This window comes from Alienimonas chondri (assembly GCF_013036045.1).
Taxonomy (GTDB): Bacteria; Planctomycetota; Planctomycetia; order Planctomycetales; family Planctomycetaceae; genus Alienimonas; species Alienimonas chondri.
Genome location: NZ_WTPX01000062.1, coordinates 1 through 26,697, shown reverse-complemented (window position 1 = coordinate 26,697; position 26,697 = coordinate 1). Strand labels below are relative to the sequence as shown.

The 26,697-nt window shown below is 69.1% G+C and carries 21 protein-coding genes; 9 read left to right on the top strand and 12 right to left on the bottom strand.

Annotated elements, in window-relative coordinates; translation table 11 throughout:
- From LzC2_RS11020 to LzC2_RS11005, 4 genes are all read right to left on the bottom strand, one after another.
- The coding region (locus tag LzC2_RS11020) for an NAD(P)/FAD-dependent oxidoreductase (protein WP_171186825.1) at positions 1-486 on the bottom strand (486 nt) is incomplete at its 3' end.
- Positions 479-1,243 carry a methyltransferase domain-containing protein gene (locus LzC2_RS11015; protein WP_171186824.1) on the bottom strand — a complete coding sequence of 255 codons (765 nt, stop codon included), beginning with the start codon at positions 1,241-1,243 and terminating at the stop codon, positions 479-481. The genes LzC2_RS11015 and LzC2_RS11020, both read right to left, overlap by 8 nt.
- A gap of 179 nt (positions 1,244-1,422) precedes the next feature.
- Entirely contained in the window at positions 1,423-2,187 is a 765-nt protein-coding gene (locus LzC2_RS11010; RefSeq protein ID WP_171186822.1) for a TrmH family RNA methyltransferase, read from the bottom strand.
- A gap of 138 nt (positions 2,188-2,325) precedes the next feature.
- Positions 2,326-2,700: a PH domain-containing protein gene (locus LzC2_RS11005; protein ID WP_171186820.1), complete on the bottom strand. Its 375-nt coding sequence runs from the start codon at positions 2,698-2,700 to the stop codon at positions 2,326-2,328.
- A 154-nt stretch (positions 2,701-2,854) separates the two neighbouring features.
- Here LzC2_RS11005 and LzC2_RS11000 point away from each other — a divergent pair, with 154 nt between their 5' ends.
- The 4 genes from LzC2_RS11000 (at position 2,855) to LzC2_RS10985 (ending at position 6,855) form a co-directional block, all read left to right on the top strand.
- Positions 2,855-3,583, top strand: a complete 729-nt coding sequence (locus tag LzC2_RS11000) for a DUF6655 family protein (protein ID WP_171186818.1) — start codon at positions 2,855-2,857, stop codon at positions 3,581-3,583.
- Entirely contained in the window at positions 3,580-4,269 is a 690-nt protein-coding gene (locus LzC2_RS10995; protein WP_171186816.1) for a diacylglycerol/polyprenol kinase family protein, read from the top strand. Before LzC2_RS11000 ends, LzC2_RS10995 begins: the two co-directional genes overlap by 4 nt.
- Positions 4,270-4,331: 62 nt before the next feature.
- Positions 4,332-5,372: an ABC transporter ATP-binding protein gene (locus LzC2_RS10990; RefSeq protein ID WP_206678662.1), complete on the top strand. Its 1,041-nt coding sequence runs from the start codon at positions 4,332-4,334 to the stop codon at positions 5,370-5,372.
- Between the two features lie 85 nt (positions 5,373-5,457).
- Positions 5,458-6,855: an ABC transporter permease gene (locus LzC2_RS10985; RefSeq protein ID WP_171186811.1), complete on the top strand. Its 1,398-nt coding sequence runs from the start codon at positions 5,458-5,460 to the stop codon at positions 6,853-6,855.
- Here the strand turns inward: LzC2_RS10985 and LzC2_RS10980 are convergent.
- Positions 6,852-9,152, bottom strand: a complete 2,301-nt coding sequence (locus LzC2_RS10980; protein WP_171186808.1) for a hypothetical protein — start codon at positions 9,150-9,152, stop codon at positions 6,852-6,854. The genes LzC2_RS10985 and LzC2_RS10980 overlap by 4 nt on opposite strands.
- A gap of 108 nt (positions 9,153-9,260) precedes the next feature.
- On the opposite strand from LzC2_RS10980, the gene LzC2_RS10975 reads away from it, so the two are divergent.
- From LzC2_RS10975 to LzC2_RS10960, 4 genes are all read left to right on the top strand, one after another.
- Positions 9,261-11,870 (top strand): PSD1 and planctomycete cytochrome C domain-containing protein, encoded by a 2,610-nt coding sequence (locus LzC2_RS10975; RefSeq protein WP_171186806.1) that lies wholly within the window; start codon positions 9,261-9,263, stop codon positions 11,868-11,870.
- A gap of 25 nt (positions 11,871-11,895) precedes the next feature.
- A complete protein-coding gene (locus LzC2_RS10970; RefSeq protein WP_206678661.1) occupies positions 11,896-13,350 on the top strand; it encodes a DUF1501 domain-containing protein in 1,455 nt (484 codons plus the stop codon).
- A gap of 176 nt (positions 13,351-13,526) precedes the next feature.
- The gene (locus LzC2_RS10965; protein WP_171186804.1) at positions 13,527-14,660 is read left to right on the top strand and encodes an endonuclease/exonuclease/phosphatase family protein; all 1,134 of its coding nucleotides are present in this window, start codon (positions 13,527-13,529) and stop codon (positions 14,658-14,660) included.
- On the top strand, positions 14,657-15,064 hold the full coding sequence (locus LzC2_RS10960) for a cupin domain-containing protein (protein WP_171186803.1): 408 nt from the start codon (positions 14,657-14,659) through the stop codon (positions 15,062-15,064). Before LzC2_RS10965 ends, LzC2_RS10960 begins: the two co-directional genes overlap by 4 nt.
- Positions 15,065-15,103: 39 nt before the next feature.
- Here the strand turns inward: LzC2_RS10960 and LzC2_RS10955 are convergent, their stop codons facing one another.
- Positions 15,104-15,412 (bottom strand): putative signal transducing protein, encoded by a 309-nt coding sequence (locus tag LzC2_RS10955; protein ID WP_171186802.1) that lies wholly within the window; start codon positions 15,410-15,412, stop codon positions 15,104-15,106.
- A gap of 273 nt (positions 15,413-15,685) precedes the next feature.
- On the opposite strand from LzC2_RS10955, the gene LzC2_RS10950 reads away from it, so the two are divergent.
- On the top strand, positions 15,686-17,122 hold the full coding sequence (locus tag LzC2_RS10950; RefSeq protein WP_171186801.1) for a cytochrome P450: 1,437 nt from the start codon (positions 15,686-15,688) through the stop codon (positions 17,120-17,122).
- A 191-nt stretch (positions 17,123-17,313) separates the two neighbouring features.
- Here the strand turns inward: LzC2_RS10950 and dusB are convergent, their stop codons facing one another.
- The 6 genes from dusB to LzC2_RS10915 all read right to left on the bottom strand — a co-directional run bounded on the left by dusB (position 17,314) and on the right by LzC2_RS10915 (position 26,422).
- Entirely contained in the window at positions 17,314-18,438 is a 1,125-nt protein-coding gene (gene dusB / locus LzC2_RS10945) for a tRNA dihydrouridine synthase DusB (protein ID WP_171186799.1), read from the bottom strand.
- 98 nt (positions 18,439-18,536) lie between these two features.
- Complete coding sequence (gene pheT, locus LzC2_RS10940; protein ID WP_171186797.1) at positions 18,537-20,591, bottom strand: phenylalanine--tRNA ligase subunit beta; 2,055 nt, start codon at positions 20,589-20,591, stop codon at positions 18,537-18,539.
- A 128-nt stretch (positions 20,592-20,719) separates the two neighbouring features.
- Positions 20,720-22,096 (bottom strand): hemolysin family protein, encoded by a 1,377-nt coding sequence (locus tag LzC2_RS10935; protein ID WP_171186795.1) that lies wholly within the window; start codon positions 22,094-22,096, stop codon positions 20,720-20,722.
- Between the two features lie 88 nt (positions 22,097-22,184).
- Positions 22,185-22,718 carry an rRNA maturation RNase YbeY gene (ybeY, locus tag LzC2_RS10930; protein WP_171186793.1) on the bottom strand — a complete coding sequence of 178 codons (534 nt, stop codon included), beginning with the start codon at positions 22,716-22,718 and terminating at the stop codon, positions 22,185-22,187.
- The gene (locus LzC2_RS10925) at positions 22,718-25,237 is read right to left on the bottom strand and encodes an HD family phosphohydrolase (protein WP_206678660.1); all 2,520 of its coding nucleotides are present in this window, start codon (positions 25,235-25,237) and stop codon (positions 22,718-22,720) included. Before LzC2_RS10925 ends, ybeY begins: the two co-directional genes overlap by 1 nt.
- Before the next feature lie 123 nt (positions 25,238-25,360).
- A complete protein-coding gene (locus tag LzC2_RS10915) occupies positions 25,361-26,422 on the bottom strand; it encodes a PhoH family protein (protein ID WP_315854630.1) in 1,062 nt (353 codons plus the stop codon).
- Between the last annotated feature and the right edge of the window lie 275 nt (positions 26,423-26,697).

The following is a 26,697-nucleotide window of genomic DNA, read 5'->3' as shown; positions in this document are numbered from 1 at the left end:
CCCCCGCCCCGCCCCGGACAGCCCGCCGGCCAGCACGACGCACTCCGCCCGCAGCGTGCCAGGGGTCTCGCCGGAAAGCGTCACCCGTCGATCGCTGCCGACCGCCGCGGACGTTCCGAACAGCACCGTGGCGCCCGCCGCGGCGGCCTCCTCAGCGAGGAAAGCGTCGAACCGTGCCCGCGAGAGGGCGAAGCCGCCGGTGGTTCGCACGAACGCGGACCGCCGCGTCTTCCCGCCGACGCCCAGGCGGAATCCGGTCTGCGGGATGGCGCCGTTCGCTTCCAACTGCTCGCCCAGGCCGGCCGCGGTCAATTCGCGGACCGCATGACCGCTGAGGCAGGCGCCGCATACTTTGCGACGGGGGAACGTCGCCCGCTCGATCAGCGTCACGGACCGGCCCCGCAGCGCCAGTTCGCGGGCCAGCACCGACCCCGCCGGGCCGGCGCCGACGATCGCCACGTCGCAGCGTTCCGGCGCCTCACCCATCGCCCCGCTCCCAGATCAGCAGGAACCGCTGCGGCCACACCTTGCGGATCTCGTACCCCTTCAGCCCGGCCGCGTCCGCCACGCGGACAAACTCTTCGACGGTGAACGCGGCCCGCACGCTCTGGGGGCCGTCGTAATGCACGACCGGACTGCGGGAGAGCGCCCGGCAGGCGACATGGGCCATCGCCAGCCCCAGCCGCGTGCGGCGGAGGTCCGAGATCACGATCGCGTTCGCCGCCTCCGCCATGTTCCGCAGCACGCGGGGGGCGTCGTCGTCTTGGAGGTGATGCAGAAACAGGCTGCTCACGGCGGCGTCGTAATGTTCGCCGCCGGGTTCCGGGTCGGCGGGCGTCGGCAGGGGGCCGGCGAGGGCATCCGCCTCACGGAAGTCCGCGTCGAATCCGGCCTGGAGCGCCAGCTGGTTCGCCTCCCCGACGGCGACCGGGGAGAGATCGCAGCCGTCGACCTCCACCGTGCGGCGGAGCCGAGTCGACAACTGCTCCGCCAACGCGACCGCTCCGTCGCCGCCGCCGCAGGCGACGTCCAGCACGCGGGGCGTGCGGCCCGTCACGTTTTGAAGAATCGGCGTGAGCGCCCGCGCGAGCGACCCGGTCGTGCCGCTCATCGCGTTGAGCCGCTTCAGTCCGGCGAGCGCTTGTCGGTGAGCGGCGGGGTCGAGGTCCGGGTCGTCCATCACCTCCGGCTCGACCCGACGACGGGCGAGGGAGGCGGCGGGCGGCTCGGACGGGACGCTCATCGGCTCATGGTAGCCGCGACGTGGGCAAGCGTTCTCATTGCTCGGGACGACAGAGGATGGGATTGAAGTTGGCTCTTCGCCGAACGCTTGCGGTGTTGCAGCGCCCGAGACATCGAAAGCCGCCGCGAAACCGCAAGCGACGCCCGATCCCGTTAAAACCTGGCGCGGTCGCCGAACAGTCAACCAGAACTTGGCCGCGACAACGCTGCGAGAATCGCCCCGCAGGCGACCGAGGCGTTCAGGCTCGTGACCGGGCCGACGTTCCCCGGTCCGGGGGGCAGCCGGCAGACTTCGTCGCACAGATCGATCGTTCGGCGTCGCAAACCCTTCTCCTCGCCGCCGATCACCACCAGCCAGGGCCGGCCGCGGTCCACGTCGAACGCGGAGCCGGAGGGCACGCCGGACCCGTCGCCCAGAACGTCCGCGTGTTCACTCGTGCCGAGCGTCCACAGCCCCGCGTCTTTCGCTTTGGCGAGGGCGGCGGCGAGATTCGTCGGGGCGGCGTGGGGGACCGCTTCGACGCCCCCGCAGGCCACGTCATAGGCCGCGGCGGTCAACGGGGCGGACTGATCGCGGGTGAACACCACGCCTCGCACGCCGAAGAACGCGGCGTTGCGAAAAATCGCCCCGAGGTTGTGCACGTCCTGAATGCGATCGAGCGCCAGCCACAGCCCCGGCTCGTTCGGCTTCGCCCCGGCGAACAGTTCGCTCAGGCTGACCGGCGGTTTGGAAGCGACGGTCGCCTCGCCCCCGCCGCCGCCGTCCGGGGGGAAGGGCGGCGGCGGAGCGTCGATCAGCGGCACGTTCGCGACGTGCGCGGCGTCCAGCACGGCGGCCCAGGCCGGGGTGGGGCGGCCGGCCGGGGGACTCACGCTGGTGACGGCCCCCGGCCGCAGGCGGAGCGCGGCGAGCACGCTATGGGGATTGCGGAGGGACAGACTCACCGGGACGGAACGCGATCGGAGACAAACGGACGGGCGAAGCTCCGACCATAGCCGACGGCGCCCATCGCGTGAGAGTGCGCCGGCCCACGAATCGCCTCACAGCACATGGGTCATAGCATGTGGGACGTAGCACGTGGGTTACAGGACGTGCGTCGCCAGCAACCGGGCGACGTCGTGGATCACGTCGCCCTTGGGGAACTTCCAGACGAACGGGTCGATCGATCCCCGCGCCCAGACCTTCACGTCGCTGTCGAGGTCCGCTCGGCCGGCGGTTTCCACGCTGAATCGCGTGATCTGCTTGTACGGCAGCGACAGGTACTCACGCTTCTTCCCGGTCACGCCCTGCTTGTCCACGAGGACGACCCGACGATCGGTGAAGACGATCAGATCACGGACCAGTTTGAACGCCTTCTCGACGCGTTCTTCCGGGGCGAGCAGCGATTCGAACTCCGCTTCGATCGCTTCGGTGTCGGCCTCGCCGGCGTGACCGAGCAGCGTGCTGAACAGGCCCATGACTTGATTTCGGGATCGGGGTGAGGGGTTCGCGTCGGCTCAGCCTAACGACGGACGGGCGCCCGGGGATCACCACAAACCTGCCATAGACGCGAAGCGGCGACGCGGACTATCCCGCCGCATCCTCCGTCGACAATACATTCGGGTCCTCCCCATGCGTCACACGGCCCCTGCCGTTTCGTGCGCGGCCGCCGTCCTGATCCTGACTGCGACCGGCTGCGCCACGACCAGCAGTTCCGACACGGCCCGCACGGGCATGGAACAGTTGCTCGTGTCCGACGCGATCGATCACAGCATCGCAAAAATCGACTTGCGTCCGCTCGCCGGGCGCAGCGTCTTCGTCGATTCGCAATACCTGGACTGCGTGGACAAGGGCTACGTCGTCAGCAGCATTCGGCATCGTGTGATGACCTCCGGAGCCCGCCTCGCCGCCAGCGCGGACGACGCCGATGTGGTGGCGGAGATCCGCAGCGGCGGCGTGGGCACCGATCGGCAGGAGAGTTTCGTCGGCACGCCGAACCTCTCCCTGCCGGGCATCTCCCCGATCGAAATTCCGGAGATCAAGGTGTGGAACCGGGACCGGCAGCTCGCCACCGCGAAGATCGGGCTGGCGATCTACGACGCCAAGACCCGCGAGCCGCTGGGTCCCGGTGGGATGAGCCTCGCCCGCAGCGACGATTCCAACACCTTCCTGATGGGCATCGGCCCGTGGCAATCCGGGTCCGTGAAGGACTCGATCCGCACCGGCGAACGGAGCGGCGAGGAGATCAACCCGCTGCCGTATCAGGTCGCGGTGAACGCGCCCTCCTTCCAGTCCTCGACGGTTCGACTCGCCGGTGCCGAGGAAGACGGCGGCGATGCATTCCCTGACGCGAACGAGTGAACGACGCCGGCGAAGCGACGTCGCCGCCCGGCCGGCTGTCGCCCGCGGAGTGGCGTCGGCGGGCGCTGCACATGGCCCCCGGGCTGCTGCCGGTCGTGCTGTGGTTCGTCCCGCATCGGGTGCCGATCTCGCCGATTCTCCGCGGGATCCTGCTCGCGGCGATCGTCGCCCTGACGGCGACGGCGTGGTTTCGCTGGCGTGAAGTCCGACGGGCCGACGACGAGGACGCCGCGGTCAACGGGCGCTTCGCCTCGGTCTTCGGGTACGCCGGCGGGGTACTGGTGACGCTGTTCCTGTTCCCCGATCGGCCGGAGTGCGGCTTCGCCATGCTGGGCGTGCTGGCCTTCGGGGACGGCTCCGCCACGCTGTTCGGCAAGCTGTGCGCGGGCACGCGGTTGCACGCGCCGCTGCCGTGGAACCGTGAGAAATCGTGGGCCGGGCTGATCGCCTGCCTGCTGTGCGGCACGACGGCGGCGGCGCTGTGTTATCGGGGCGAATCGCTCAACATCGAAGCCGTCACCCCGCCGGCGGACTGGGGCACGGCGTTCGCGATCGGCCTGAGCGGCGCCCTGCCGGCAGGCCTATGGGAGAGCCTCCGCAGCCGTTTGAACGACAACGTCCGGGTCGCCCTCGCCGCGGCGATCGGCGTGCTGACGGCTCACGCCGTGCGGGTCGGCGGGTTCTGACCAGCCTTCGAAGGGGGCTCGGCGGGGTCGCCGAACGCTCAACGGGTTCGTACCGTCCCGCCGTGTCGATCGCCTCCGCCCCGCCGCCCAAGAGCGTTCCCGCCGCGATCGGACGCCGCACGACCGCGGCGTTGCGACTGACGAACCTTCGCAAGACGTTCGGCGATCTGACCGCGGTGGCGGACGTCAGTCTGGAGGTCGCCCCCGGCGAGATCTTCGGTCTGCTCGGTCCGAACGGGGCCGGCAAATCGACCACGATGATGATCGCCTGCGGCGTGCTGCCCGCGGACGCCGGGACCGTCGAACTGGACGGCGAACCGTTCTCCCCGCAGCGTCGCGATCTGCGGCGGAAGCTCGGCGTGGTGCCGCAGGAGCTGGCGATCTACCCCGAACTGACGGCTCGCCAAAACCTGCGTTTCTTCGGGAAACTCTACGGCCTGCGGGGCGCCGATCTGGACGCACGCATCGCGGATGCGCTGGACCGCACCGGCCTGACGAACCGGGCCGACGACCGGGCCGAACATTACAGCGGGGGCATGAAGCGGCGGTTGAACTTCGGGTGCGCGTTGCTGCACAGGCCGACCGTGCTGATCCTGGACGAACCGACCGTCGGCGTGGACCCGCAGAGCCGCACGCACCTGCTGACCAGCGTGAAAGACGTGGCCGCCGAGGGGACCGCGGTGATCTACGCCAGCCACTACATGGAAGAGGTGGAAGAGATCTGCGACCGCGTCGCCGTCGTCGACGCCGGTCGGGTGCTGGCGCGGGGCACGATCCCGGATTTGCTCGCCCCGCTGGAGAGCGTCCTCCGGCTCCACGTTCGCCCGCCGGACTCCGACCGCGACGGGGAGCGCCTGCTGCCGGCCGCATTCGCTCCGCTGTTCGATCGCGATCTCCAGGCGGACGGGATCGTCGTGTTCGCCCTGCCGCGGAGCCGGTTGAGCGGCGGGGGAGCGGGCGGCGCTCAAACGCTCTCCGGGGTGCTCGCCCCGGTGTTGGAGCAGATCCGCGACGCCGGCGGACAACTGGAAGCCGTGCACACCGACGAGCCGAACCTCGAACGCCTGTTCCTCGAACTGACCGGCCACACGCTGCGGGACTGAACGTCGCGTTCTCGAATCCGCCTCCGCTCAGCGGGCTGACGCCCGCCGCTCCCCGCCCCACCTCGTTTCAATCCGACGCCCCGCGTTGTCCGCCCTCGTCATCACCGCCAAGGATCTGTTGCTGCTGGTCCGCGACCGGCGGACGGCCGCGATGCTGTTGGTGCTGCCCCTGTGCTTCATCGGGATCATCGGTCTGACGACCGGGAAGTTCCCGGGCCTGGGCGGAGCGTCGCCGGCGTTTCGCGTCGTGGTCGCGGACGCGATCGATTACGCCGCGATCGGCGCCGTCGGGTATGAAGATCCGCCGGATGCCCCGCCCTCCCCGGACACGCTGCCCTCCCCCGTCTTCCCCGCGGACGAAGCCGCCGCGGAGCGGACTCGCGCTCAGAACACCGTGGTCGAGGTGATCGAGGGGCTGAACGAGAACGGCGGGTTCCGGGCCGACACGCCGGAGCATTGGGCGACGATTGCGCAAGACGAACTCGATTCCACGCTGCCGGAGGACCCGGGCGCCGCAGCGCGGGAACTGGTCGATCGCGGGGCGGTCCAGGTGGCGATTATCTTCGGACCGACCTTCCCCCGGCGGGCGTACACGATCGATGCGGAGGCGTTGTTCGATTCGGACGCCGGCCCGCTGGCCGACGGCGATCTCACGGCGCTCGATATCGAGGTCTACAGCCGGGACGGGGGCGGCCCGGCGGGGGCGATCCGGGCGGCGGCGAGCGGGCTGGTGCGATCGCGGATCGGTCGGTTGCGGATGTGCCGCAACCCACGGGCCTCGACCTTCCTCCCCGGCGTCTGCGATCGACTCGCCGCGGAGGGGGACGCTCCCCCGCGCGAAGCGCAGATGTCCGAGGAGCCGGCGGACGGCGGGGTCGTCTCGGACGTCTACGACGAACTGGTCCCCGGATACACGACGATGTTCGTGTTCTTCTTGGTGAACCTGATGGCCCGCAGCTTCCTCTATGAACAGGATCTCGGGACGCTCCGCCGACTACGGACGACGCCGGTGCGGCCGACGTCGATCCTGATCGGCAAGACGCTGCCGTTCTATCTGATTTCGCTGCTGCAAACGGCGACGTTGTTTCTCGCCGGGAAGCTGCTTTTCGGCATGAGCTGGGGGCCGCAGCCCTGGCTGCTGTTGCCGATCATCGTGACGTGCAGCGCCGCGGCGACCGGGCTGGGATTGCTGGTAGCGACGCTGGTGAAGAGCGAATCGCAGGTCTCCGCGTACGCGACCAGCACGGTGATTCTGTTGGCGGGAATCAGCGGCTGTTTCATGCCGCGGGACTGGTTGCCGGAGACCGTGCAGACGCTGAGCCTCGCCACGCCCCACGCCTGGGCCTTGATCGGTTACGACCAAGTGCTGGCCGTCCCGCAACCAAACGTCGGCCGGGTGATGGAATGCGCCGCCGCCCTGACCGCCTTCGCCGCGGCGTTCTTCCTCATCGGCGCCTGGCGATTCGGCAAGCGGGCGTTCTAAGGCGCTTGTTTCTCTGCGAGCCGCTGCCACAGCGTGCCGGTCGGCGTGAGCAGCCCTCGGCGGCCCCACTTCAGATCGAGAACCGGTTTCCCCTCCGGCGTGCGGCCGCTGAGGGTGATCTCGTGTCGGCCCGGTGCGAGCCAGACCGGCACGCTCCGCCACGCCTCACCGGCCTCCGAATGCAGCGTCGCGCCCGTCATCATCGGGGCCGGTTCGCCGTCGACTGAGACGGTCATGCCGCAGTTCGATCGCAGCGCCAACCGATGCAGGCCCGGCTCCGTCGCCGTCACGATCGCGGAGAGGGTGAACGCGGTCCCGTTCTCCCCGCTGAGTTTCGCCAGCCACCCCGCCGGCAGACCGTCCGGCAGCGGGACCGTCTCGCCGCCCTCCCACCGCAGCGTCGGGCCGTCTCGCAACGAGACATCGCCCGCGACGCTCGCCGCGCGATTCGACGTGGGGACGACGGTGATCTGAATCGGCGCCGAGCGCACGGGATCGCCGGGCTGACCGTCTTCGTCGACCGGGGTGATCTCCGCCCGGAGCGTCACGGGGCCGAGTCCGAGGGAGCGGGTGTCGGCGATCGCTTCCCCTCGCGACGGGCTATCAGTTCCGTGCACGACGGTCAGTCGCCCCGTGCCGATTTCCTCCCTGCCAAGAAGCACGGAAAACCGCATCTCCTTCGGACCAAAGCGATTGGCGACGGCTTCAAGCCGCAGCGGTTCGCCCCACGTCACCGTCCGCTCCGGCCCGTTCTCTATCGCTGCAGCACGGACGACGAACCGACGACCGGCATTGCGGACGGTCGCGGCCCGCATCCCCTGGCCGCGGCCGCGGACCTCGTTCGCCGCGACGGCGACGGCGGAGAGCGTGTGCGTGCCGTCCGGCAGGTCAGCAGTCTTCCAATTGAACGACGGTCCCGGCGGGACGACGGCGAATCGTTTGCCGTCGGCAAATAGCTCCCACCGTTCGAGCGTCACCGGGTTCCCCGCCCCATCCGCGACGCCGAGCGTCAGCGGAACCACGCCGGACAACGGGCTGCCGTCCTCGTCGTTCTGCGGCAGGCCCAGCGCGACCACGGGTCGGCGAGCGTACGGGTTGCTCAGCGGGTCGCCGACCGTGAGGTACTGGTACGGGCCGGCGACGCTGCGGGCGATCGCCTCCGCCAGCGTGAGGCCGCGGAGGCGGTGCAGATGCACGAAGGGCGTGGGGAACTTGAAGGCGAGGGCGTACGGTTCATGGACCGTGCCGCCGGAGGCGGCGGCGCCGAATCGCAGCCAATCGACGGCGGTCACCTGACCGTGCGGCCGCTCGCTGAGAACACCGCCGAAGCTGGTGAGGTTGTCCGCGAAGCCGCCGGGAACGAAGCCGCTGCCGCTGTCGGCCCACGCCGTGGGCTTCACCCCGGCGACGCCCGCCGTCAGGCCGATCAGATCGCGGCTTCGCTGCGGGAGAGCCGTCGTGACGACCTCCGCCCGCACTTCCAGCTCGCGGGCCGCGGCCTCATCCTTGATCGCCGCGACCGCCGGCTCGAACAACGGCTTGCGCGTCGTGCTGCGGACGTCGCTGGTGTCGCAGAACAGGATTGTTCCCGCGGGATGCATCCCGTCCGCGGCCGCGGTCGCCTCGATGCGATCAGCGACCTCCTCGACTGATTCCCCCCGCCCCGTCGTCACGCCCAGCACCGTGCTCAGCAGATAGCGTCGGCCGGGGCCGGTCGTCGGTTCGCGGTTCTCGCCGAACCCGATCGCCCGGCGAAAGCCGAGGGAGGGCGGCGGGCCGATCTTGCCGCCGCCCCCTCCGGCGAACGCGGCGTTGGCGTTCGGAGCGAGGTACTCCGCCGGCCGCTTCTGCAGCACGGATTCATACAGCATCGTCAGGCCGGTCAGCGAACCGTACGGCGTGAAGACCTTGTTCGGCTTGGGATCGAGACCGGCCAGATCGCCCCGCAAATCGATCTTCGTGGGAATGGCCGTGCTGTAGACGACCGCCTCCAATTGCGGGGCGAGGCCGCGCTCGTTCGCGACTGTGAGCGCCGGTTTGAGAATCAATTCCCGGAACTGTTCGACCGTCAGCGTTTCCCAGTCCGGCAGATCGTGCAGCGTCACGACCGCGACGTCCGCCACGCCGCGGGCCGCGATGTAGTGATTCGCCACGGTCCGGGAGGCGACGCTGTCGCCGTTGACCACGAGTATCAGGTTCTCCGGCCCGAGGTCCGCCCGGGCGACGGCGACGCACGACCAGAGGGCCGCTGCGAGCAGGAATCGAAGGCGTGGCGAACGCGAAACGTGCTGCGACATTCGGCCAGACTACCGAACCCCGCGAGACAGTTCGGCGTTCCCCGATGAATCATCCGGGCCCGTCGACTAGAATGAACGCCCCGCCCGGCCCGTCCCCCGGACCGCTCCATGCCCGCCTCGCTCCCATTTCGATCGCTCTCCCTCGCCGGGACGACGGTCTGCCTCGCCCTCTCCGGCCTCTTCGCGGGGACGGCCTACGCCGACGAACCGGCGCCGGATCCGGCGGCGGTCGCTCATTTTGAAACGCACATCCGCCCGCTGTTGGCGAAGCGGTGCGTGGAGTGCCACGGCCCGGAGAAGCAGCAGGGCGGCGTGCGACTGGACCGGCGGGCGACGGCGTTCTCGCAGGGAGAACTGAGCGCCGGCGGCCCGGCGATCGTGCCGGGCGATGCGAAGGGCAGCCGGTTGATCGAGGTGCTCGCCCATGGCGACTACGACACCGGCATGCCCCCCGCCGCCAAGCTGCCGGCGGATGAGATCGCCCTGCTGACCGCGTGGATCGAACGCGGCGCCGTCTGGCCGGCGGACGCCGCGACGAGCGAGGACGCGGATCGGTCGAACCACTGGTCGTTTCGCCCCGTCGAGCGGCCCCCCGTCCCCGAGGTCGCCGGCGCCACGCCGATCGATCGGTTCCTCAACGCTTCGCTACAGGAAGCCGGCGTGACGCCCGCCCCGCGGGCGGACAAGCGGACGCAGATTCGGCGGGCGTACCTCGACATGCTCGGTTTGCCGCCGACGTGGGACGAACTGCAAACCGCGTTGGCGGACGATTCGCCCGACTGGTGGCCGCGGCTGATCGATCGACTGCTCGCCGATCAGCGGATGGGTCCGCGGTGGGCGCGGCACTGGCTGGACGTGGCCCGCTACGGCGATACCCGCGGTTACGTCTTCACGGATTCGATCGAATACCCCTTCGCCTGGACCTACCGCGATTACGTCAGCGCCGCGTTCAATGAGGACAAGCCGTTCGATCGATTCGTCACGGAGCAACTGGCCGCTGACAAGCTCAACCTGCCCCCGAACGATCCGGCACTGGCGGCGCTGGGGTTCCTCACGCTGGGCGACAAGTTCAGCAAGAACGTGATGTTCATTGCGGACGACCAGGTGGACGTGGTCTCGCGGGGGCTGTTGGGGCTGACGGTCGCCTGCGCCCGCTGTCACGACCATAAGTTCGACCCGGTTCCCACCGAGGACTACTACGCCCTGTACGGCGTGTTCCGCAGCAGCGAAGAACCGGACGACCTGCCGCAGATCGGCGAGCCGGCGGATTCGCCGGAGGTGCAGGCGTTTCGCGAAAAGCGGGCGGAACTGGAAGCCGCCGTCGCCGCGGAGATTGCCGCTCGGGAGGTTTCGATCGAAGCGGACCTTCGCAAGCGGTTCGGCCAGTATCTCGCTGCCGCCGGCGGACTCCTGCCGAAGCAAGATCCTCGCTACAAGTCGTTGCGGATGCCGGCAGTGCACCACTTCAACCGCATTCTGAAGGACGCCGAACCGGACGATCCGCTTTTGGGCGAGTGGAAGCCGCTGATGGCGAACGCCGATGCGGCGGACAAGACCGTCGTCGAGGAATTGATTGCTCGCTACGACGCCCCCGAGCAGGGCGCCCCGGCCGCCGCGGCGGATCGCTGGGCGAAGCTTCCGAGCGGACAGGGCGACCGATTCGCCAACACCAAGGAGCGAAACGCCATCCGCAAGCGGCAGAAAGCGGTGACGGACTTCGTCGCCGGCAGCCCCCACGCCCCGCCCCGGGCCCATGTGATGAGCGATCGCTCCAACCGGGTTCGCAACACCGTGTTCATCCGCGGCGACGCCAACCGTCGCGGGGATGAAGTCGTCCCGCATGCGATTCCCTCGATCCTCACCGACGGCGAGCTGGTCGAACTGACGGACGACCCGCGGTCGCAGGCAAACGCCAGCGGTCGGCGGGAGCTGGCCGCGGCGATCGTCGATCCCGGCAACCCGCTCACCGCCCGGGTGATCGTCAACCGGGTCTGGGGCTGGCACTTCGGCACGGGCCTCGTGGCGACGCCCAGCGACTTCGGTTTGCAGGGCGATCGGCCCAGCCATCCCGATTTGTTGGACTGGCTCGCGTCAGAGTTCGTCGCGAACGGATGGAGCCTCAAATGGCTGCATCGACAGATCCTTTCGACCGACGCCTACCGCCGCGTCGCCGGACCGGCGGCGGGGACGGAAGCCGACCCGGGCAACCGATTGCTCGGCCGCTTCCCGCGTCGTCGGCTCTCGCTGGAGGCGTGGCGGGACAGCGTGCTGCACGCCTGCGGCCTGCTCGATCCCACGGCCGAAGGTCGGCCCGTCGACGCCTTCGGGCCGGAGCCGGTCACCGTCCGCACGATCCGGGCGAAGGTGAACCGCAACGACCTGCCCGGCGTGCTGCGGAACTTCGACTTCCCCTCCCCGGACACCTCCGCCGCGGTGCGAACCGAGACCGCCGTCCCGCAACAAGCGCTGTACGCCCTCAACGGGCCGCATCTGGCGGCGTGGGCCGCGTCGCTGGCGGAGCAAACCGGGCCGGACGTGAACGAGCTGTACCGCCGCGTGCTGCTCCGCGAACCGAGCGACGCCGAGCGGGAACGGGCCGAAGCCTTCCTCGACTCCGCCGGCGCCGACAGTTCCGGCGCGGATAGTTCCGGCGCCGACCGCATCGCCCTGTTGGCCCAGGCGCTACTGATGAGTAACGAATTCGCCTTCCTCGAATGAACCCGTCCCCCGAATGAACACGGTGATGTTCGATTCCCACGCCCCGCTCTCCCGACGGCAGATGCTCGTTCAGGCCGGGACCGGTCTGGGCGTGGTGGGCCTCGCCGCGACGCTCGCGCAGGACGGGCGTTTGCTGGCGAACGAAACCGACGGCGAATCCGCCGTGCTGGGGGCGCTGCCGCATCACCCGCCGCGGGCGAAGGCGGTCATCCATCTGTTCATGAACGGCGGGCTGTCGCACGTCGATTCGTTCGATCCGAAGCCGCAGCTGACGAAATACGACGGCAAGGCGCTGCCGATCGAGTTGAAGACGGAGCGCCCCACCGGAGCGGCGTTCGCCTCGCAATACGAGTTCAAGCAGTACGGCGAAAGCGGGCTGCCGATTAGCGAGATGTTCTCCCACGTCGGCGCCCACGCGGACGACCTGTGCATCCTGCGGGGGATGCACGCGGACGTGCCGAACCACGAGCCGTCCCTGTTGCTGATGAACACCGGCGACGGGCGCCTGGCCCGGCCGAGCTACGGCAGTTGGTTGACCTACGGATTGGGCAGCGAGAATCGGAACCTGCCGGGCTACATCGTCCTCTGCCCGAACGGCTATCCGACCACCGGGGCGGCGAACTGGCGGAGCGCGTTCCTCCCCGGCGTCCACGCCGGCACGCACGTCGATCCACGGCACAAGGAGGTCGACAAGCTGGTCGAACACGTGCGCCCCCGGCTCTCCCCGAAAGCCCAGCGGGAACAGCTCGAATTGCTACGAGCAATGAACGCTGAGCACGCCGCCCGCGCCGCGGCTCAGGCGGCCGAGGACGCCAAGCTGGAGGCCCGCATCCAGAGTTTCGAGACCGCCTACCGCATGCAGGACGCCGCCGCGGAGGCGTTCGATCTCTCGAAGGAGCCGAAGGAGGTTCGCGAGTTGTACGGCTTGGACGAAGATCCGACGCGGCTGCACGGCCGGATGTGCCTGCTGGCCCGCCGCCTGGTCGAACGCGGCGTCCGCTGCGTGCAGCTGTATCACGGCCAAGGCCAGCCGTGGGACCATCACGACGACATCGTCCCCCGGCACCTCGAACTGGCCAAGCAGTGCGACAAGCCGCACGCGGCGCTGCTGACGGACCTGAAGCGGCTCGGCCTACTGGACGAAACGCTGGTAATGTGCGGCGGGGAGTTCGGTCGCACGCCAGTCGTCGAGATGCCGAAGGAGGGGTCGAATCAGGGCAAAGTCAACGGCCGCGATCACAATCACCACGGCTTCAGCGTGTGGATGGCCGGCGGCGGCGTGAAAGGCGGCCATGTGCACGGGGCGACGGACGAATTCGGCTTCGCCGCCGTCGAGGGCCGCACCCACGTCCACGATCTGCACGCCACGATGCTGCACCTGATGGGCGTCGACCACGAACGCCTCACCTACCGCCACGCCGGCCGCGACTTCCGGCTGACCGACGTGCATGGGCGGGTGGTGTCGGAAATCCTCGCGTAACGCCGGACGGTGCGAGGGAACGGACGGCGAAACGTTGCCGTTTCGCCACGGACGCCGCCCCTTCGTCCCTTCCGCAAGACTGCGCTCCGCCGGCGGTCGGGTCGATGAGGTTGCCGATTCGGCACGTCTCTCCCGTGCCCCGCGGTCAATTCGAGGGCTAGAGTGCGTCGCACGCCATGCCGAGTTCCTCCCGCCTCCCGCCGCTCCCCGACGCGCCCCCGGCCCCGCGAAAAGCGGTCCCGCGGTTCGCGGCGCCGGCCGACGAGCCGTCGCCGGCGGAGCCGAAGAAGTCCCGTTGGTTGAAGCTGCGCGGAGGGGCGTTCGGAACCGCGACGCTGACGTTGCTCGCCGTGGTGATCGCGGGGGTCGTGTTGCGATTCACCGTGAAGGACGGGTTCGCCCCGCTGGCGCCGGCCTTCTACGCCCTCAGCGTGCCGATGCTGGTGGTTCTCTCGCTTGCCGCGGCGCTGACCGGAGCGCTGGCGCTGGGACTGAAACTGACGTTCAAACGCTGCCTGCTGATCGTCGCGTTGGGCGTGCTGGGGGCGATGAATGCGGCGATCTTCCTGTTTCAAGACGCCACCTTCGACGACCGGCCCCGGGTCGTGCTGTGGAATACCGCGCGAGGCGTCGCCGGCTGGGAAGGCGTGGCGGACGCCTTGGAAGCGAACAACCCGACGCTCGCCGTGCTGGTGGAAAGCGGCGAAGACGAGGCCGCTGAAGCGTTCTGGAACGAACGATTCGGCGATCGGTATTTCCTCGCCCGGCCGGGTCGCGGCATCACGATTCTTTCCCGCGGGCCGATTGGTCGGGTGGAGCCGTTCGAGCTGGAGGGCGGCGGGATCGCGGTGTCGGTGAAGGCTCAGATCGACGGGCAACGCGTCGCCCTGTTGGCGGTCGACCTCCCCGCGAATCCCTTCCGGGACCGCGAAGCCCCGCTGAAACGCATCGCGGAGTTGGCGGACGAGTTGGCCGAAAACCGTCCGACGCTGGTCGCCGGCGACTTCAACACGCCCCCGGACAGCGTGCATTTCGGGCCGCTGCGTCGGGGCGGCTTCGTCCACGCCTTCGAGCGGCACGGCAGCGGCTACGCGGCGACGTGGCCGGTCCCGGCGCCGGCGCTGCACGTCGACCATGTCTGGATGAGTCCCGGCTTCGACGCCGGCGAGACCTGGCACGGCTGGACCGCGAGCAGCGATCATCGCCCGGTTCTGCTGCCGGTCCGCGTGGCGCCGCAGCGGTTCGCGGACTATCAGGCCGCCCGCGCCCTCGCCGCAGAATCGAGAACCGACGCGCCCTTGAACGAATGACGCGATCCGAACCTCTCGCTTCCCCGCCCGGCGGATCGACGCGGAATCGAGCGGAGAAGGTCTCGCTGCCGGAGCTGCCCGGCGTGCCCTGCCCCTGCGGGACCGCCCGGCGGGCGTTCGCCGACGCCGCCGACTTCCCGGCGACGGTTCACCTGACGACGATCTCCGCCGATGCGGAGGTTCATCATCACCAGGTGCAAACCGAGGTGTACGTCATCCTCGAATGCGGACCCGAAGCGGCGCTCGAACTGGACGGAGAACGGCTTCCCGTGAAGCCGTTGGACGCCATTCGCATTCCGCCCGGCGTGCGGCACCGCGCGGTCGGCGCGATGCGCGTCCTGATCGTGTGCAGCCCGAAGTTCGATCCGGCGGACGAGTTCGTCGAAGGCGATCTCGGCGCCTAAGCCGGACGCGTGCGTCCGGCTTAGGCGCCGGCCGGCGGGTCACTCTTCTTCGTAACCGGGCCGATCGTGTGCCGCTTCGATCTCGGCGCGCATCTCCGCGATCAGTTTGCCGGCGGCGGCGGCGTCGTGCTCGCGGACCCAGAGCTTCGGTTCGGTCGTCGGTCCCAGCGAGATGCCGCCGCCGCCCACGCCGGAGCCGCCCTGCACGACTCGGCAGGGTACGCCGGCCTCCGACAGGGCCGTGGCGAGCGCGCTGGCCTCGGCGTCGTCGGCGCAGCTGGCGACCTCGACGATCGCCTCGTCGTCGGAGGGATTCCACTCGGGCGCGGGGGGGGGCGAAGTGTTCATTGCGACATCGTAACCGACCGTCGCGCCGCGACGCCCGCGGGCCATTGCCGGGGATTCCCCTAGTCGCGATTCGTTCTCTCCTGAAAGCGAAACGCGCATTGACCGGCGGGGGCAACATGCCTTAATCCTGCGGGGGACTCTTTCGTTCTCGGCCCGATTGCGCTTGGATGCGCCGCCATGCAGCCTGACGCGACCTCCGCCGGATGCCCCTTCTCGGCTGGCCGTGCGGGGGGCGCCGCCCCGATTGAACCGACCGCGGCGCCCACGGTGCCGATGTCGTCCGGAACGATGGCGAACGGTTCCGCCGCGCCGATCACCCACGGCGATCTGCGGGAGTTCCCGGCCGATCCGGCCGCCTGCCTGATGAAGCTGTACCGGAAGCACGGGCCGCTCGCCCAGTTGCGTGCCGAGGACGGCATGGCGCTGACGTTCGTCTTCAGTCCGGAGTTGAACCGCACCGTCCTGAGCGACGGCAAACGCTTTCACAGTAAGTTCTTCGCGATTCGCGGCGGCCGCAAAAGCGCCCAGCGCCGCGTCACCAGCGGCCTGCTGACGATGAACGGCCCGGACCATAAGCGGCACCGCCGCATGGTGATGGAGCCGTTCTCCAAGAAGATCATGCCGGCCTATCACGAGGCCATCGCGGAGCTCACCGGCGAACTGCTGGACGGCTGGGAGCCCGGCAGCACGGTCGATCTCCACGAGGAGATGAACGGCTACATGCGGAAGCTGACCAGCGCCATTCTGTTCGGCCTGGACGACCCGGAACTCGCCTACCGCACCGGCGAGAAGATCGATCGGTGGGTTCACCTGAACCACGAGACCGGGATGGGCGCGATGGTCTCCGACGAAGGCTTCCTCGACAGCTACGACGAACTGCTAGATCTGGCGGACAGCCTCGAAGGCGACATTCAGGCGATGATCACGGCCCGCCGCGGCCAACCGCCGACGCGCGACGTGCTGAGCATCCTGATCGACGCCGCTGAAAAGGATCCCGAGGGCGGCGGGATCACGGATATGGAGTTGATCGGCCACGTCACGCTGCTGTTCGCCGCGGCCCACCTGACGACGGCCCACAGCCTGACCTGGACGATGTTCCTGCTCGCCCAGCACCCCGAGGTGGCGCAGGCGCTCGCCGCCGAGGTCGCCGAGGGCGTCGCCGGGGACGCCGCCACGCCGGGCGAAGCGGACGCCCTGCCGCTGCTGGATCGCGTCATCAAGGAATCGATGCGGTGCCTCCCCGCCAGCGGCTACAGCCAACGGCTGACCGCGGAGACGGTGGAACTCGGCCCGCTGACGCTGCCGCCGGGTTCGCCGGTGATCTTCAGCCAGTACGTCACGCATCACATGCCGGATCTCTACCCGGATCCGATGCCGTTCAAGCCGGAGCGGTGGGAAGACCTCAAGCCGCCCTCCTACGGCTACATCCCCTTCGGCAGCGGCCCGCGGCTCTGCCTCGGGGCGATGCTGGCGATGACGGTCCTGAAGACCGTGATCCCCAGCGTGATGAAGCGTTACCGGCTCTCCTGCGAGGCGGACAGCACGGTGAACGCCAAGATCGTCTCCACGATGCTCGGCCCGATCACCCCGGTGCCGATGGAGATTCACCCCGCCGACGGCCAGTGGCAGCACCGCCCGGTGCACGGCAACGTCAACACGCTGGTCGACCTGAACCACACGCACGCCCCGGCGATGCGCAAGGCGGCGTAGGGAAGCGTCTTTCCTCCCCTCTCCCTTGAGGGAGAGGGGTCGGGGGTGAGGGTGTCGAGTCCTCACCCGCGATTGGACTTCGCTCGAAGACCGCCCAGCGATCGTGGTTGGAATGGGCGATTGCGAGCCGCCCGCCCCTCACCCCCAGCCCCTCTCCCAAAGGGAGAGGGGAGCCAAACGCAGAGCGGACCCTACCAACGCTCGACCGGCCCCTTGGGCACGGGGACCTGCATATCCGGCAGCAGGCCGGTGCGGGTCAGCTGGCCGATGGGACCTTCGTCCCACACGCGCTGCAATGCGGCGTCGAACTCGGCCCGGTCCTTCGCCTGTTGGACGACGCCGCGGAGTTCCGCCCGCACGCGCATCGCTTTCAGGTACCAGTGGGCCATCTTGCGAAAGCGGGGCACGGCCCGTTCCTCGCCGTGCCGGTCGCAGAGGTCGCCGAACTGCCGCTTGAGCAGCTCCATCCGATCCGCGAACGAACCGGGCGGGTCGTAGCTCCCCGTGGTTTCCCACTGGACGAGCTGACGGAAGATCCACGGGTTCGCCAGCGCCCCGCGGCCGACGCTCACGCCGTCGCAGCCGGTCTCCTTCAGCATGCGGTCGGCGTCCTCGACGCTCCGCACGTCGCCGTTGCCGATCACGGGAATGCTGCTGACCGCGTCGCAGACCGCGGCGATTCCCGGCAGGCTGATCGTCCCGCTGAACCCCTGCGCCCGCGTGCGGCCATGGATCATCACCGCGGTGACGCCGCAGTCCTCGAAGCGACGAGCGAAGTCCGGCGCGGTGAGCTGCTTGTCGTCCCAGCCCAGCCGCATCTTCACGGTGACGGGCACCTCGACGGCGTTCACCACGGCCGTAACGAGGTCGGTGGTGCGGCTGGTGTCCTGCATCAGCTTCGACCCGGCGCCCGTCTTGCAGACGCGGTCGACCGGGCAGCCCATGTTGATGTCGATCGAATCGACGCCCCGCCCTTCCACCAGCTTCGCGGCTTCGCTCATCAGGTGCGCGTCGTTCCCGAACAGCTGCACGGCGAAGGGCGAATCGCCGGGGCCGGTCTCGATCAGTTCGAGACTCTTCTTCGACCCTTCCAGCAGCCCGCGGGCGTTCACCAGATCCGTCGTCCCCAGCCCCACCCCACCGAGATCGCGGGCGATCTTTCGGAACTCCAGATTCGTGAACCCGGCCAGCGGCGACAACAACCACCGCGTGGGGAGTTCGAGGGCGCCGAAGCGGAGCGTTTGGGGTGAATACGTCGCTTGCGGTTTCGCGGGTCGGGCGGAGCGAGCGGCGGGCGGTGCGAGCGTCGCGGACATCGGTTGATTCTATGCAATGGGAGCGTCCCGTACGCTTCAAGCGTCCGGGACGCTGGTTCACTGGGACGCCCCCGCGAAACCGCAAGCGTACGCTGCGGCTATTCCCGCAGTTCGGCGCCGGTCTCGTTCGTGACTGCCTTCACCACGTCATTGACCGCCGCGTCGACTTCTTCGCCGGTGAGGGTGCGGTCGGGGGAGCGGAAGGTGAGGCGGGCGACGTAGCTCTTTTTGCCGGCGGGGAGTTTGTCGCCGCGGTACTGGTCGGCGAAGGCGACATCCGTCAGCAGCGAGCCGCCGGAGGCGCGGGCGGCGCCGGCGAGGCTCGCCCATTCCGTCGCCTCGTCCAGCACGAAGTTCAGGTCGCGTTCGACTGTCGGGAACTGCGGCGGCGGGCTGACCTGCGGGACGAACTCGCACAGGGCTTCCAGCGGGGCGAGGTTCAATTCGCACAGCGTGACGGACCCGCGGAGGTTCCACGGGTTCGCGGAGAGAATCTTCTCGTCCCCCTCCCCCAGCCAACCCCAGCGTTCGCCGTTCAGCTTCAGTTCCGCGGCCCGGCCGGCAGCGAAGGGGGCGTACTCGCAGGGTTCGGCGGTCAGTTCCGCAGTCACGCCGAGGCGGGCCAGCAGCGTTTCGAGCACGCCCTTCGCCTCGAAGAAACCCCAGCCGCAGACGAAGCCGAATCGGGACGGCTCCGCCGCCGGATCGCCGGGGTCGGCGGCGAGATAGGTGCGGGCCAGTTCAAACAGCGCCGCGTCCGGGTTGCCCTTCCGTTCGTTCTCCCGGCGGGCCTTCACCAGGCCGGGCAGCAAGCTGGGCCGGAGCACGTTCTCCCGCTTACGGCTGCTGTGCTCGACGGTGAGGAGTTGCGAGGCGCCGTCGGGGCGGAACAGGTTGGCTTCCTGCTCCGAAGTGAACGTCAGCGTGTAGGCCTCGAAGGCGCCGTAGGCGACGAGCGTCTCGCGAATCACGTCGGCGACGCGGTCGCGGGTCGGCGTGACGGCAACGGCGGTGGGGATGACGGCGTCGTCGGGGACCTGCTCGTAGCCGTGGATGCGGGCGATTTCCTCGATGAGATCCGCCTCGCGGGTCACGTCGCGGCGACGCCAGCCGGGGGGGCGGAAGGTCGCGGAGTCCGCGGTTCGTTCGACCGTCTCGAAGCCAAGGCGGTTGAGGATCGATTCGCTCTCCTCCGCGGTCACCTCCATGCCCAGCAGGGCCGGGACGCGGGCGAACCGCAGCGGGACGGGGTCCGGCTCGGTCGGCGGGGAGCCGGCGACGGTCACGCCCGGGTCGAGCGTTCCGCCGGCCAGTTCGATGATCAGCGCGGCGCAGCGTCGGCTGTGGGCGTCAAGGGCGGAGACGTCCACGCCGCGCTCGAACCGGTGGCTGGCGGCGGTGAGGAGGTTCAGGTGACGAGCGGCGTCTCGGACCATCCGCGGGCTGAAGTCCGCCGCTTCGAGCAGCACGTCGACGGTGTCGTCGCCGATCTCGCTGTCTTCCGATCCCATCACGCCGGCGACCGCGACCGGACTCTCCGCATCCGCGATGACGCCGGTCCCCGCGGGCAGTTCGTACGACTTGCCGTCGAGCGCGGTGAAGGCTTCGCCCTGCTCCGCCAATCGCACGACGATGCGGCCGCCCCGCAGCTTCTTCAGGTCGAAGGCGTGGAACGGCTGGCCGGTCTCCAGCATCGCCAGGTTCGTGGCGTCGGCGACGTTGTTGACGCTCCGCTGACCGAGCGCCGCGAGGCGATCTTTGACCCACTGGGGGCTCTCGCCGACCTTCACGCCGCGGATGATGCGGGCGGAATAGATCGGGCAGAGGTCCGGGGCGGCGATTTCGACGGGGATCGTCGGTTCGCCCTGAGGCGCGCCGCCTGCCGGCGACGGCCGGTGTTCCCCAACGAGGGGGGGCGCTTTGAGTTCTTCTCCGTACAGCACGGCGATCTCGCGGGCGACGCCGACGTGGCCGAGGCAGTCGCCGCGGTTGCTGGTCACTTCGAGGTCGATGACGGCGTCGTCGCCGGTCTCGCCGGCGAAGCCTTCCACGCCTTCGAGGTTCAACCCGGACATCGTGAGCCGGTCCGTCAGCGCATCCAGATCGGACGGCAGATCGACGAGTTCGGAGAGCCAGTTGCGGCTGACGAGCATGGGGAAATGAACGTGGGGCGAAGGCGGCGGTTCATACTAACCCGAAGCGTCAGCGAGGGCTGCGAACCCGGCGGGACGAATCGTCACACATCGGCAACCGCGGCCGAATCCCTCGCTGACGCGTCGGGTTAGTCGCTGGGCGGGGCGTCCTCCACCCGCACCTTGCCGACCTTGCGATTGTCCGCCTCCAGAACGGTCACGCGGATGCCGTGCCAGTCGAAGGTTTCCTCCTTCTCCGGCACGCGGGCCATCTCGCTGAGGACGAAGCCGCCGAGGGTGTCGAAGTCGCCGTCCTCCGGCAAATCGAAGCCGGCCACCTCGTTGAAGTCGTCGGTGCGGACCCAGCTTTCGACCTCGAAGGACCGGGGGGCGGCGCCGTTCGTTTTGGAACGACGGCCGCGACGATCGGCGGATTTCCCATCGGCGCGCGGTTCCGGCCCGGAGAGGCGGCGGATGCCGGTTTCGGCCTCGGTGACCGGGTCGTGTTCGTCGACGATCTCGCCGACGATCTCTTCGAGGAGGTCTTCCAGCGTGACCAAGCCGGCGACGCCGCCGTATTCGTCGACCACCAACGCGATGTGCGTCTGCTCCGCCTTCATGCGGCTCAGCAGGGTGTCCAGCTTGGTGGCGTCGGGGACGTATAAGGCCTCACGAGCGAGGTCCACGACCGTCGGCAACGGGTCGTCCGGACCGCGTTCTTCGCCCAGTGAGGCGAGCAAGTCCTTGGCGTAGAGCACGCCGCGAACGTCGTCCACGCTCTCGCCGTGCACCGGCAAGCGGCTGTGGCCGCGGGCGAGGAACAGGGACCGAGCCTCCTCCAGCGTGGCGCTGGCGGGGACGGTGTCCATCTCCGTGCGGGGCGTCATCACGGCGGCGACGTCTTCGTCGTGTAGGTCGATGACCTGCCGAATCATTCGCCCGGCGTCGACTTCCAGCAGTCCGCCGCGTTCGCCCTCGTCGACCACGCTGCGAAGCTCCTCGCCCAGCACGGAGGCGTCGTCCCGCACCGGATCGGCACGCCCGGCGAGCCGGTGCATGGTGCGATCCAGATAGTTTGAGACGATCACCAACGGGCGAAACGGGATTGCCAGCAGACTCGCCGCCGGCCAGGCCCGAGCCAGCAACGGCTCCGCGGTGACCCGGGCGACCGTCCAAGGCAATACGCTGAGCAGCAGCAGGGCGATCGCGGCGAACGCCGCCCACTCCACCCAGGTCTCCCACGCACGCCAGGCTCCGGCTTCGGCGTGGCCGGGCAACGGGAGTTGGAAAAAGCCGGCGGCGAACAGCAGGCAGGCGACGTTCAGCAGGAACGTCGCGGCCCGGGTGACGACGAGCACCGGCTCGCGATTCTTCAGCACCTCTCCGAAGCGATCGCCGACGCCGCGCTCTGCGCAGAGGTCGTCAAGTTTGCCGCGCGAGAACTCTCGCAGGCTTTGCGTGAAGACGCCGCAGACGAACGCCGCCGCCCCGGAGGCCAGGGCGGCGTACAACAGCGGGGGATCCATGGACCTTTTCAGCGGGAGACGGGCCGACAGTCTAGCGACGCCGCCTCAACCCGCCCATGCCCGCAACGGCCGGATCGCATTGCGATCGTCAAACATGGCCGGGGGGAACGATGATTCCGCAGGCAGCCAGCGCCGCGGCTTCGGCGCGTCGCATCTCAACGCGTTGCGTATCGGTTTGATCGTCCAGCCCGCAGACGTGCAGCGTGCCGTGGGCGACATACAGCATCAGTTCGCGCGTCGCCGGGGCAAGTTCATGCGGGGGCCACTGATGATCGGCGGCCTCGCGGGCGGCGTAGTCCGGATTGACGATCACCTGTCCGGACAGCGGATCCCAAGGCGTCCCCTCCCCTCCCAGGGGGAAGCTGAGCACGTCTGTGGTGTAGTCGTGTTCGAGCCAGCGGACGTTCAACGCATGCATCTCCGCGTCGTGGGCGACGGCGATCTCGATGTGGGCCGCGGACGCGCCGCCGACCTTCAGCGCCTCGACCGCCGCTTCGGCAAGCCGATCGCCGTTCAGAACGTTCTCCCCCAATTCGACCGTCAGCGCCGCGTACCCGGTCAGTTCGTCGCCGGCGCCGGTTTCGCCCTCGCGAAAGGCCGGTTCGTGTCTCGGCCCCGCCATCAGTCTTTCTGATCCGGGTATTTAATCCGGCCGTGGTGCATGCCGATCAGGCTCTTCACCAGCGAATCTTCGACGATGCGAATCTCCCGCAGCGTGAGGGAACTTTCGTCGAACTGGCCGTCCAGCAGACGGTCCATCGTGATCGACCCGACCAGGTTCTCGATCCGCCCGGGGGTGGGTTCGGACAGGCTGCGGGTGGCGCTTTCGACGGCGTCGGCGAGCATCATTACGCCGGCTTCGCGGGTTTGCGGCTTCGGGCCGGGATAGCGGAAGGCGCTTTCCTCGGCGTCGCCCTCGTGGCCGGGTTCGGCTTCCGCCCGCTTGCCGGCTTCATGATAGAAGTATTTGACGAGCGTCGTGCCGTGGTGCTGCTCGATGAAGTCGATGATCCGCTGCGGCAAGCCGTGCTGTCGGGCGAGATCGACGCCGTCGCGGACGTGGCCGATGATGATCAGGGTGCTCATCGCCGGGGCGAGTTCGTCGTGCCGGCCGCGGTCCTCGGCGGTCTGGTTTTCGATGAAGTAATGCGGTTTGAGCATCTTGCCGACGTCGTGGTAGTAGGCCGCGACGCGGAGTAACAGGCCGTTGGCGCCGATGGCGTCGGCGGCGGTCTCGCCGATCGTGGCCATCGCGATGCTGTGGTTGTAGGTGCCCGGCGCCCGCCGCACGAGTTCCTGCAACAGCGGGTGGGAGACGTCGCTCATCTCCAGCAGGCTAATATCGGTGACGACGCCGAAACTGCGTTCGATAAAGGGCAGCGAACCGGCGACGAAATAGCCGGCCAGCAGGCACCAACCGGCGCCGCGGAGACCGTTCATCAACACCGGCTGCGTGACGACCAGCGCCTCCGACCAATCGCCGACGAGCGGCTGCCGTTCGATCAATCCCACGCACAGACTGACGACCAGATATACCGCGGCCGCGAAGAAGCCGACGCCGATCACCGTGGAGCGACTCGGCACGCGGCTCAACGGCAGCACCGCCGCCGCCGCCGCGCTGCTCAGCACGAACAGGTGCCCCAGATCGGCGGTCGTGCTGAAGACGACCACCGCGCTGACGGCCAGCCCCGTCAGCCCGGCGAGCCATTGGTTGTAAGCGACCGCGAAGGTCATCGCGCAGGCCAGCACCGGAACCGCTTCCGCCCGCCACGGATCGAACGACAGCCAACGCCCGAGCGCGACCGCCGTCACCACCAGCCCCAAATACGAGGCGAGCCGGCCCGGTTCGCTCATCAGTCGCGGTTCGTTCCGCTTGAGGAACGCGCCGATCAGCCCGGCGATCACGATCAGCACGCCGGCGACCACCGCGGCCCGGGTGATGCGCGTCTCCGGCCCGGCGAGCGCCACCAGGGCCGCGTGTTCCTCGGCGAGCAAGTCCGCGGCGTTGCCGTCGATGACTTCGCCGGGAGGCACCAGAATCTGCCCGCGGACGAACTGCGTCTTCGCAGCGGGAACGGCTTCTTCCGCCGCGACCCGGGCCCGCTCCGTCGCGACGGGATCGGCCGTCAGCGAGGGGGGCACCGAACGAATCAGCCAGCGCTCGACCTGCGCCCGCAACGCGGAGAGCGCCGGCGCGGCGTCCCAATGGGTATCGAAGTTATCCGTCTGCGTCAGTAGCCAATTGGTGGTGTGCGTCTTCGCCTGAACGTCGGTTTCAGAGAGCGATTCCGGCGGCGGGAGCGGTTCCCCGGGGTTGAAGACGAGGATGAGATCATCCTCGGTCAAATCATTGGCCCGCAACGCCTCATCGTTCAACGTGCCGATCTCCGCCAACGCCGCCAAGAGCGGTCGAAGCTGCCCGGTCAGAGCGTCGAGCCGTTCGGCGGCGGCGGGGCGGTCGTCGCCTTCCGCGGGCAATCCGGAGAGCACGCTGCGGATGAATCGGAAGCGGTTGCGAGCGGCGTCTTCGGCGGCGACGCGATTGTCGCCCGTCTCCGCCACCGTCAATCCGAACGCCGCACGGGCCGGCGCGGGCGCCTGATCCCAGGACTCGGAGGACGCCAACGTGTTCAGCTGACGACGAAAGAGGGCGTCCAGCCCGGACAATTTCCCAGGATCGTTTTGAAAGATCGGGGGAATGGCCGCCCGCGCGGTGAGTTTGCGGCTCTGCGTTTGGGCGGTGTCCTCCACCTCGAAGGGGACCCGGGCGGCGATGCCGTCACCGGCGAAGTCGCCGAGGCGGGTGCGCTGGGTCGGCTCCCATCCCCGCACCGCCGCGACGACGGCGAAACAGGCGACGGCCGCCATCGCCAATCGCGCCGCGGCGCCGCGACGCGTCAGCAGCGTGTCCCGCCAGCTCTCGGTCGCGGCCGGCTTCCCGCTTGAAGATCGGCCGTTCCGGCCTTTGGATGAGGAGGAACGCGAGCGGGAGGGCGATTTCTTCCCGTTCGCCCCGCCCGCGTGTCGAGAACCCGACCGCGTCACGGACGCCTTCCCGGAGGAGGTCCGTGCGGACGCCGACCGTGAAGCGGTCGTCCCGCTCCGGGTCGGCTTGCTGCGGGTGAGGAACGGGACGTTCACGCCTGTGGCCGGAACCCGGTTCTTCAACGAGGGAGTGGCCGGGAATCCTAGCCGCGGAACCGACGTGGGGGCGAACCCGTGGGGAAATCCCCGTCACGCCGGCCGACGATCGCGGCGGTTAGATCAGTCCTGCCCCTCGTCGTAGGCCTGCACGATGTCTCGAACGAGGCGATGCCGGACGATGTCGGCCCGGCCGAGATTCGCCACGCCCACGCCCTCCACCGCCTTCAAACGACCGACGGCGTCCTTCAACCCGCTGGGCACGTCGTCCGGCAGGTCGAGCTGGGTCACGTCGCCGGTGACGACGATCTTCGATTCCTCGCCCATGCGGGTCAGGAACATCTTCATTTGGGTGACCGTCGTGTTCTGGGCCTCGTCCAGAATCATGAAGGTGCTGTTCAACGTGCGTCCCCGCATGAACGCCAGCGGGACGACTTCGATCATATCCTTCGCCATGTACCGTCGGACCTGCTCGTAATCGAGCATGTCGTTGAGGGCGTCCAGCAACGGGCGGAGGTACGGGTTCACCTTGGCGAGCATGTCGCCCGGCAGAAAACCGAGTTTCTCGCCGGCCTCGACCGCCGGTCGGGCAAGCACGATTTTCCGCACCCGGTCGGTTCGCAGGGCGTGGATCGCCATCGCGACGGCGAGGTACGTCTTGCCGCACCCCGCCGGGCCGGTGCAGAACACGAGGTCTTTCTCGCGGATCGCCTCGATGTACGTCGCCTGTCCTGCGGACCGGGGTTTGACCTCGCGGCTTTTCTCATAGAGCGCAACGCCCCCTCCGTCCTCATGGGACCGCCGGCCGTCGCCGTTCGGCGGGGCGACCTCTCCGCGACGCTCGCCGCCGAACGAACGGCGTTCCTCGCCGTTGGGCGGAGCGAACGAACGATCCCCGGGGCCATCCTCAATCGGGTCGAACGGTCGGGAGAACTCGCCGGCGAGGGCGCGCGACACGTCCGCGGCCTCGACGCGACCGCCGCGACGGGCGAGCCGGGCGAGTTCCTCGAACACCGCTTTCCCATGGCGCACCTGTTCGCGGTCGCCGCGGAGTCGCAGTTCTTCTCCGCGTAGCACCGCGGAAAGGCCGAGTTCGTCGCGCACCTGGCGCAGGTGACGATCCCGGTGGCCGAAGACCACGCGGACTTGATCCGGGTCGGGGAACCGGAGGACGGCTTCGGACACGATGCGTTGCGGCCGACGTGACGTCGGCGGGCCTGACGGGAAAGGGAGTGGGGAAGGACGCCGGTTCGAGGGGGCGGGTTCGCTCGCCTCTCGGTTCGTAGAACCGGCCGGGAGTCGCGGCGGTGAACAGAGGTGCGGCGCCTGATGGTAGACGACGGCGAAGCGGGGGAAAGGCGGGGCGCTCCCCATCACGGGACCGGTCGTACTCAAGGCGCGGGTCGGAACGGACGATGGGAACGGGGGGAGCGACCGTTATGATGCGGTCCCCCGCATTC